We start from the raw sequence: 8,383 nt of genomic DNA, 5'->3' as shown, positions 1-8,383 counted from the left end.
CCACCCTGACATCGAGACTGGCAGCAGCAGGCCACACCTGAGATGGCCGTCGAAAAAATACCTTGTTTATACGACAGGAACCCCACACTACCGAGAGGTAATTGTGGAACCGAACAAGTCCAACGCATTCGTAACGGTCACCTCTGGGACTATAGAAATCGGATGCAAGACTGTTACACGAAGCCGATCATTGAGATTCGGCTCCAACAGACGTGTATCGGCGTATTCCTCAAAAATCAGCCAAATCCAAACATACAGTGAGCTTTCCGAGGGCGGACGTGCACCTCTCACATGCCCGACAATTCCGACCACAGCGGTTTACCAGTACGTAAACACACTGGTTGGAGAGCGGTTTCCTGATCGATAGCAATTGGACAATGCGTGCCGGGTTCACACACCGTCCGACACACCCGGCAGGGCCGATCGGTATACGGCGTCGTCCAGTTGACCGACATCGCCGACCCGGCGATCCACGACCTGGCGAGCGCCGAAGGGCCGATCCCTGTCGACGACGACTCGCGTCGTGGTCACGCAGCCCTCGTCGATCCGCGCACCGCAGACCTGTGATCCGCAGCACACCTGATTCATCGTCGGCCCCACGCTCTGCGTTACATGCGTCCCCTGAGACGCACAACGGATTGCGAAGATGTCATCGTGCCGTCGCGGCCTTCGAGTAGCCACGCAGCGCGGGGTAGATCGCAAGCCCTAGGACCGCAACGGTCCAGATCGAGACGATCGTGAGGTTGTGCGCGATCGGACCACCGACGGTGAGCGACCGCATCAAATCGACCGCAGGGGTCATCGGCTGGTACCGCACCACCGGTTGCAGCCAGTTCGGATAGGCCTCGACCGGCGAGAAGCCCGAATTGAAGAACATCATCAGACTCGATACGAGTCCGATCATCGGCACGAGCGGTGCCCCTGAAGGAGTGTTGACGGCCAGCGCCAGCACAAAGGTCGCGAAAGCGGCGCCGTAGGCGAGCGCGACCGCGAAGAGTCCCAGCGCGGCGCCCACACCCTGCTGCAACCGGAAGCCCATGACCATGCCGACCGCAAGCAGAACGATGGTGACCGCGGCGACACGCACGAGCTCTGAGACGACGCGCGAGGTCAGGTCGGCCGCCCGGTTGATCGGCAACACGTACAGCCGTGCCAGCAGCCCGGTGGAACGCTCTTGGTTGAGCCGCACCGCTGACGCGATCGAACCGAACATGGCGCCGACCAGTATGACCATCGGGACGGTTCCGTAGATACTGTCCTCGCCGGTCACAGCGGCCAACGAATCACCGAGCACCACGTTGAACATGACAAGCGTCAAACCGGGCACGATCAGCGATTGCAGAAGTGTGGGGACATCTCGCACAGTCACCAACAACTGCCGACCCGAGAGAGTACGACTCTGCCTGAGCCATGCGGCAAAGGACCGTTCCGGCAGAGGCGCAACGGCTTGTGCGGACGTCGCGACGAGTGCGCCTGATTCCCGGCTCACGTCCGCACCTTCCTGCTTCCGACGAACAGGAGCACGACGGCGGCGACTGCCAGGGCCAGGCACCACCAGATACTCGGACCGACTGTCGCCCATCTGACCGTGTCGGGCGAGTCGAGGACACGCATCACGTCGACGAACTGCGAGATCGGTTGATTGCGCGCGAACGGTCGGATCCACTCGGGAAACCGCGATTCGGGGACGAATCCCGTCGAGAGCATTCCGAGTATGAGCGTCGGCAACATGAGGGCCTGGCTCGTCGCCTCGGGCGAACCGGCGACCAGACCGATTCCGTCTGCCACCATCGACAGAAGTACGCCGACGAGCGCGACGAACCCGATCACCCCGATTGTCCCGAGGACTCCCCCGCCTGGCCTCCACCCGATGACGAGCGCCGCAAGGCAACCGAATCCAATGGCGATACCCAACAGCACCACGTTGGTGGCGGTGCGAGCCAGCATGGGGATCCATGCCCTCATGGGCAGCACGCGAAATCGGGTGTTGATGCCCTGAGTCGCGTCGAGCGAGGCCCGCATCGCGGCGGCCGACACCGCGAAGCTGACCGCCTGCAACAAGATGATCGGCATCAAGAACTGCCCGTAATTGACGCCGGGCAGCGAGTCCATCACTTTGCGCAACGGCAGGTAGAAGCAGACGGCAAGGAAGATGGGAGACAGGAAGGCGAGGATGATCTCGCCGTTACGCACGACCTTCGCCAGCCCGCGTGTCGTCAACGCCCACCATTGCTGAAGCGCCTTCGGGTGAGCACCATCGGCCAGCGCCGAGGAGACCCGCAGCCGGGGTTGTGCCCGCACGTCGGTTGTCATCGTTGTTGTACCGCACTGTCTCCCGAGGGGTGGTCACGATCGGGATCGGTCAGTACGAGGAACACCTCGTCCAGCGACGGACGGCGCATCGCGACGTCGGACAATGCGATATCGGCGGCCTCGGCTCGGCGTAGGACCTCGACGAGCGTCTGCGGGCCGTCCGGGGCAGGAATGGAGACCATCGACGACTCGGTGCTCGCATCCGCATCCATGAGGTCACGCAGGGCCACTCGCAGGCGATCGACGTCCGTGGCCCGGGCAGGTGTGACCTCGCAGTACGATTCGCCGATCGCGGCTTTGAGCTGGTCAGCCGTGCCGTCCGCGATCACGGTTCCCTTGTCGATCACGACGATACGGTCGGCGAGCATATCCGCCTCTTCGAGGTACTGGGTCGTGAGCAGGACAGAAACCCCGTTGTCGCGCAACTGTTCCACGAGTGTCCAGACGTCCGAACGACTGCGGGGATCCAGACCGGTGGTCGGTTCGTCGAGGAAAACGACCTTCGGCGAACCGACGAGACCACACGCGATGTCGATCCGTCGTCGCATTCCGCCCGAATACTGTCCCACTCGCTTCTTGGCGGCGTCGGACAACGAGAACATCTCGAGCAGCTCGTTTGCCCGCTGTTTGGCCGCTGACTTCGACAATCCCAACAGCCTGCCGAACAGGATGAGATTCTCTCGCCCCGAGAGGGACTCGTCGAGCGCGGCGAACTGCCCGGTCAGCATGATCGATCTCCGCACGGCGGCTGGGTCCGACGAGACGTCATGCCCTGCGACCTGAGCGCGCCCGCCGTCGGGTTTGAGCAATGTGCAGAGCATGTTGACGGTGGTCGTCTTGCCCGCTCCGTTGGGACCGAGCAGCGCGACGATACTGCCGCTGGCGACCTCGAAACTCACATCCGACACAGCCACCGTGTCGCCGAACTGCTTGCGCAGATTGCGTGCTTCGATCGCCAGATCGCGCGCGGGGATCGCCGTGGCGGGATCCGCCGACGACGACTCTGGCGCAGCGCTCGGTCGAGCGGTGTCGGCGACCTCGTCCGGCGAGACCGCAGGACCCCGCTGTCGGGGCGTCCACGAATCTGAGTCGGATGTGCTGTGCTCCCGCCACGATGCCGGCACCAGATTCTCGACGTCACCGATCGGCTTCCCCGGTCCGCGCCCGCCCAACGGACCAACGGCAGGACTCTCGCCGTCGACGGCGGCGTGGCGGCCGACGGGCGTGGTCGCTTGCCGGGCGATCGAGCCGGCGCCTCCGGACACCGACCCGACCTCGGGTCGGCTGCCCTGTCGCAGGGAATCGCCGACAAACCCATTCACGGCCGAAGCCGCACCGTTCCCGTTTGTGGAGCTCGTGGCAACGCGTTCCTCGCGCCACCGACGCAACAATTCGCCGGCAGGGTCGGAATCCGCATCGTCGAAAGACAGCGTCGACCGCTCCGGTGGCAAAGAAGTCTGCGCCGCGGACGCATACCCGACCTCATCGACACGCCAACGTCTCTGTGCGTCGATCGAGACGTCATGCATCAGATGCCTTTCTTCGGAAAGCTAGCGCTGAGAACAGCGGCAGATCTGCCCACGTGTGCCGAGCGGCCACGTTCGGAAACCACCTCGTCCCGACCGCACCACCATATCTTCGATGGCCGTTGTCTCCAGACGACGATCACCGATATCGAAGTGCACAATTCACTCATACATCGGTTTGCCTGACCATTTCGTAACATTCTCCGCGTCGGATTACCGACGACACACCGAGGAGACGCGTCATCAGGTGCGGCGCATCGCGGACTCGCCACCGCGGGAACGAGCTTCCGATCCGTCTCACGACTGAAGACTATTGTGCGAAAGGGAACCCGGGAACTCGTTCGCCACACACTGTCGGCTGACCGATGGACTCATCACCACCGATTCAAGGAGACCCATGACCACCGACAAGACCGGAGCCGAAACCAACGTCACCCACCTTCCGGACGACAATCGCTACCAGATCAGCGTCGACGGCCGTGTCGCCGGCCTGACCGCTTATCGCGATCGTGATCATGACGGGAACGCAGAGCGGGTTTTCTACCACACGGAGGTCGGGCCGGATTTCGGCGGACGCGGGCTCGCGACGATCCTCGTCCAGGAGGCACTCGACGACTCGATCGCCGCGGGCAAGCTGATCGTTCCCGTCTGCCCGATGGTGCGACACTTCCTGCAGGAGCACTCCGACTACGCGGCGAAGTCGCGCAAGGTCACGCCCGACGACATCAACTGGATCCAGAGCGTCACCACGTAGCGTTCCGTCGGCCAAGTCGGGCCCAAAGTCCCTGTCCGACACCCAGGCCAGTTCTTATATTTGAAGTGTGAGCGGGGGTGGACGACCGCTCACCACGACGGTCGAGCAGCTCACCGGCCACCTCTCCGGGTGAGTAGCGGCGCACCGGTCACCGACCCGCCTGGCTTTCCGTAGTCGGGCGGGTCGAGTCGTTTCTGACGAAGCGTTCCTGTCGAGTGGCTGACGGGCTCATCCCCGCTCGGCGAGTCCGGTGGCCAGTACGCGCGACTGCGGCACCTCACCAACGCCGACGGCCTCGACACGATCACGACGCATGCAGCCGGTCCCGGCACCATTCGACACATCGTCAACCGTCGCATGGCCGGCTGATGCCATCGGACACCCGCACCGAACAGCGAAAGCACCCCAATACATACGACTGTGGCCCGCCCCCCTCAAAGGGGACGGGCCACAGTCGTTGTCTGGCGGAGACGGCTCTTACTTGGCCTTCTCCAGCACCTCGACGAGACGCCAGTGCTTGGTCGCGGACAGCGGGCGGGTCTCCATGATCCGCACGCGGTCGCCGACGCCGGCATCGCCCTTCTCGTCGTGGGCCTTGACCTTGCTCGTGGTGCGGATGATCTTGCCGTACAGCGGGTGGCGCGTACGATCTTCCAGCTCGACCACGATGGTCTTCTGCATCTTGTCGCTGACGACGTAACCGATGCGCTCCTTGCGACGGTTACGCTCTTGCGTCTGGGTTTCGGTCACCTTCTGGTCCTCACTCATGCGTCATCACCATCCGGTCCCGACGCCAGACCCAGCTCACGCTCGCGCATCACGGTGTAGATGCGCGCGATCTCGCGACGCACGGTCCGCAGACGACGGTTGTTGTCGAGCTGGCCGGTGGCCATCTGGAACCGAAGGTTGAACAGCTCTTCCTTCGACTCTTTGAGCCGGTCGACCAGGTCGGTGTCGGTGAGCTCACGAAGCTCGGCCGCTGCAACTCCGAGTGCCATCAGAACTGCTCCTCTCTGGTCACGATCCGGGTCTTGATGGGCAGCTTGTGCTGCGCGCGGCGCAGTGCCTCGCGAGCGGTCTGCTCATCCGGGTAGGTCATCTCGAACAGCACGCGACCCGGCTTGACCGGGGCGACCCACCACTCGGGCGAACCCTTACCGGAACCCATGCGGGTCTCGGCGGGCTTCTTGGTCAGCGGACGGTCGGGGAAGATGTTGATCCACACCTTGCCGCCACGCTTGATGTGCCGGTTGATGGCGATACGAGCGGACTCGATCTGACGGTTGGTGATGTAGGCGCTCTCCAGAGCCTGGATGCCGTAGTCACCGAACGTCACCTTGGTGCCGCCCTTGGCCTGGCCCTTGAGGCTCGGGTGATGCTGCTTGCGGTGCTTGACCCGACGAGGGATCAACATGCCTCAGCCCTCCTGCTTTTCTGCTCCGGCGCCGGCGCCAGCAGTTGCCTCGGCAGGAGCCTCCGCTGCCCGACCTGCGTCGGTGCTGGTGGCCGTGGTGCCCGAGGCACCGCTGCGGCGAGGACGGCTGGGACGACGCGGACGACGATCCTCGGCTGCCGGCGCGGCTGCGGACAGCTCACGCTTGCCACCGACGATGTCACCCTTGTAGATCCAGACCTTCACGCCGATGCGGCCGAAGGTCGTCTTGGCTTCGTAGAGTCCGTAGTCGATGTCGGCGCGCAGCGTGTGCAGCGGCACGCGACCCTCGCGGTAGAACTCACTGCGGCTCATTTCTGCTCCGCCGAGGCGACCCGAGCACTGGACCCGGATGCCCTTCACGTTCGGCTGACGCATCGCCGACTGGATCGCCTTGCGCATCGCGCGACGGAACGCCACGCGGTTGCTCAACTGCTCGGCGACGCCCTGGGCGACGAGCTGTGCCTCCGACTCCGGGTTCTTGACCTCGAGGATGTTCAGCTGGACCTGCTTACCGGTCAGCTTCTCCAGGTCACCGCGGATGCGGTCGGCCTCGGCGCCACGGCGGCCGATGACGATGCCGGGACGAGCCGTGTGGATGTCGACGCGGACGCGGTCACGCGTGCGCTCGATCTCCACCTTGGCGATGCCTGCGCGCTCGAGCCCCGTCGAGAGGAGCTTGCGGATGGCGACATCTTCTTTCACGTACTCCGCGTACTGCTTGTCGGCGTACCACCGCGAACTCCAGTCGGTGGTGATGCCCAGACGGAAGCCGTGCGGGTTGATTTTCTGGCCCACTGTCAGGCTCCCTTCTTCTTCGGCTGACGCGACCGGCCGCGTGCGGACGATGCCTTCTCGGGAAGACTCTCGACCACAACAGTGATGTGGCTGGTGCGCTTGCGGATTCGGAACGCGCGACCCTGAGCACGCGGCTGGAACCGCTTGAGCGTCGGGCCCTCGTCGGCGAACGCGGTCGCCACGACCAGGGTCCGGCGATCCAGATCCAGGTTGTTCTCGGCGTTCGCGACAGCGCTGGCGAGAACCTTGTAGACGGGCTCCGACGCCGACTGCGGCGCGAACCGCAGGATGTCGAGCGCCTCGTCGACGTTCTTGCCGCGGACCAGGTCGAGTACACGACGGGCCTTCATCGGCGTCACGCGAACGAACTTGGCGGTCGCCTTCGCGGTGGGATTATCGGTCTGCGTAGTCATTACCGGCGCTTCGCTTTCCGGTCATCCTTGATGTGACCCTTGAAGGTACGGGTGGGGGCGAACTCGCCCAGCTTGTGCCCGACCATGTTGTCCGAGACGAACACCGGGACATGCTTGCGACCGTCGTGGACGGCGAAGGTATGACCGATGAAGTCGGGAATGATGGTCGAACGGCGCGACCAGGTCTTGATGACCTGCTTGGTGCCTTTTTCGTTCTGCGTGTCCACCTTGGCGAGCAGGTGGTCGTCGACGAACGGGCCCTTCTTGAGGCTGCGTGGCATTCTCTAACTCCTCCCTGCTTATCGCTTGTTCTTGCCGGTGCGACGGCGCCGGACGATCAGCTTGTCGCTGGCCTTGTTCTTACGGGTACGGCCCTCGGGCTGACCCCACGGGCTGACCGGGTGGCGACCACCGGAGGTCTTGCCCTCGCCGCCACCGTGCGGGTGGTCGACCGGGTTCATCACGACACCGCGGACGGTCGGGCGCTTGCCCTTCCAGCGCATACGGCCGGCCTTGCCCCAGTTGATGTTGCTCTGCTCGGCGTTGCCGACCTCGCCGACTGTTGCGCGGCAGCGCACGTCGACGCGACGGATCTCACCGGACGGCATACGCAGGGTCGCGTATGCGCCCTCCTTGCCGAGGAGCTGGATCGACGCGCCCGCGCTGCGGGCCATCTTCGCGCCGCCACCGGGGCGCAGCTCGACGGCGTGCACCTGGGTACCGGTCGGGATGTTGCGCAGCGGCAGGTTGTTGCCGGGCTTGATGTCGGCGGCGGGACCGCTCTCCACCACGTCGCCCTGCGACAGACCGCGGGGTGCGATGATGTAGCGCTTCTCGCCGTCTACGTAGTGCAGCAGCGCGATACGTGCGGTGCGGTTCGGGTCGTACTCGATGTGAGCGACCTTGGCGTTGACGCCGTCCTTGTCGTTGCGACGGAAGTCGATCAAGCGGTATGCGCGCTTGTGACCGCCGCCCTTGTGCCGGGTGGTGATCCGGCCGTGTGCGTTACGTCCACCGCGACCGTGCAGCGGACGAACCAGCGACTTCTCGGGGTGGTCGCGGGTGACCTCGGCGAAATCTGCGCCGCTCGATCCGCGACGACCCGGGGTCGTCGGCTTGTACTTACGAATAGCCATGAGTTCTCAGT

At 64.3% G+C, this 8,383-nt stretch carries 13 protein-coding genes; 2 read left to right on the top strand and 11 right to left on the bottom strand.

What is annotated here, in order from left to right:
- Nucleotides 1–381: 381 nt before the first annotated feature.
- Nucleotides 382–567: a hypothetical protein gene (locus tag LK459_RS16030; RefSeq protein ID WP_227919513.1), complete on the top strand. Its 186-nt coding sequence runs from the start codon at nt 382–384 to the stop codon at nt 565–567.
- Between the two features lie 82 nt (nt 568–649).
- Here the strand turns inward: LK459_RS16030 and LK459_RS16025 are convergent, their stop codons facing one another.
- Genes LK459_RS16025 through LK459_RS16015 form a run of 3 tightly spaced genes read right to left on the bottom strand, consistent with a single transcriptional unit; the run spans nt 650 to nt 3,842 of the window.
- Nucleotides 650–1,489, bottom strand: a complete 840-nt coding sequence (locus LK459_RS16025; protein ID WP_007236698.1) for an ABC transporter permease — start codon at nt 1,487–1,489, stop codon at nt 650–652.
- The gene (locus LK459_RS16020; RefSeq protein WP_227919512.1) at nt 1,486–2,313 is read right to left on the bottom strand and encodes an ABC transporter permease; all 828 of its coding nucleotides are present in this window, start codon (nt 2,311–2,313) and stop codon (nt 1,486–1,488) included. Before LK459_RS16020 ends, LK459_RS16025 begins: the two co-directional genes overlap by 4 nt.
- Entirely contained in the window at nt 2,310–3,842 is a 1,533-nt protein-coding gene (locus tag LK459_RS16015) for an ATP-binding cassette domain-containing protein (RefSeq protein WP_227919510.1), read from the bottom strand. The genes LK459_RS16020 and LK459_RS16015 overlap by 4 nt, the downstream gene beginning before the upstream one ends.
- A gap of 394 nt (nt 3,843–4,236) precedes the next feature.
- Between LK459_RS16015 and LK459_RS16010 the strand changes: the two genes are divergently transcribed.
- The gene (locus tag LK459_RS16010; RefSeq protein WP_007236695.1) at nt 4,237–4,593 is read left to right on the top strand and encodes a GNAT family N-acetyltransferase; all 357 of its coding nucleotides are present in this window, start codon (nt 4,237–4,239) and stop codon (nt 4,591–4,593) included.
- A 228-nt stretch (nt 4,594–4,821) separates the two neighbouring features.
- Here the strand turns inward: LK459_RS16010 and LK459_RS16005 are convergent, their stop codons facing one another.
- The 8 genes from LK459_RS16005 to rplB form a co-directional block, all read right to left on the bottom strand.
- Nucleotides 4,822–4,968: a hypothetical protein gene (locus tag LK459_RS16005; protein ID WP_169315776.1), complete on the bottom strand. Its 147-nt coding sequence runs from the start codon at nt 4,966–4,968 to the stop codon at nt 4,822–4,824.
- A gap of 102 nt (nt 4,969–5,070) precedes the next feature.
- A complete protein-coding gene (gene rpsQ, locus LK459_RS16000) occupies nt 5,071–5,361 on the bottom strand; it encodes a 30S ribosomal protein S17 (protein ID WP_005170322.1) in 291 nt (96 codons plus the stop codon).
- The gene (gene rpmC, locus LK459_RS15995; RefSeq protein WP_005170321.1) at nt 5,358–5,591 is read right to left on the bottom strand and encodes a 50S ribosomal protein L29; all 234 of its coding nucleotides are present in this window, start codon (nt 5,589–5,591) and stop codon (nt 5,358–5,360) included. Before rpmC ends, rpsQ begins: the two co-directional genes overlap by 4 nt.
- Nucleotides 5,591–6,007, bottom strand: a complete 417-nt coding sequence (gene rplP / locus LK459_RS15990) for a 50S ribosomal protein L16 (RefSeq protein WP_007236694.1) — start codon at nt 6,005–6,007, stop codon at nt 5,591–5,593. Before rplP ends, rpmC begins: the two co-directional genes overlap by 1 nt.
- Before the next feature lie 3 nt (nt 6,008–6,010).
- A complete protein-coding gene (rpsC, locus tag LK459_RS15985) occupies nt 6,011–6,823 on the bottom strand; it encodes a 30S ribosomal protein S3 (protein ID WP_005170317.1) in 813 nt (270 codons plus the stop codon).
- Between the two features lie 2 nt (nt 6,824–6,825).
- Nucleotides 6,826–7,236 carry a 50S ribosomal protein L22 gene (gene rplV / locus LK459_RS15980; protein WP_005170314.1) on the bottom strand — a complete coding sequence of 137 codons (411 nt, stop codon included), beginning with the start codon at nt 7,234–7,236 and terminating at the stop codon, nt 6,826–6,828.
- Nucleotides 7,236–7,517, bottom strand: a complete 282-nt coding sequence (rpsS, locus tag LK459_RS15975) for a 30S ribosomal protein S19 (protein WP_005203946.1) — start codon at nt 7,515–7,517, stop codon at nt 7,236–7,238. The genes rplV and rpsS overlap by 1 nt, the downstream gene beginning before the upstream one ends.
- A gap of 18 nt (nt 7,518–7,535) precedes the next feature.
- Nucleotides 7,536–8,372, bottom strand: a complete 837-nt coding sequence (gene rplB / locus LK459_RS15970) for a 50S ribosomal protein L2 (RefSeq protein WP_007236693.1) — start codon at nt 8,370–8,372, stop codon at nt 7,536–7,538.
- Nucleotides 8,373–8,383 lie beyond the last annotated feature (11 nt).

It is taken from the genome of Gordonia otitidis (assembly GCF_020735545.1).
Classification (GTDB): Bacteria; Actinomycetota; Actinomycetes; order Mycobacteriales; family Mycobacteriaceae; genus Gordonia; species Gordonia otitidis.
The sequence above is the reverse complement of the archived record's forward strand: the minus strand, read 5'-3'. Positions and strand labels throughout refer to the sequence as shown.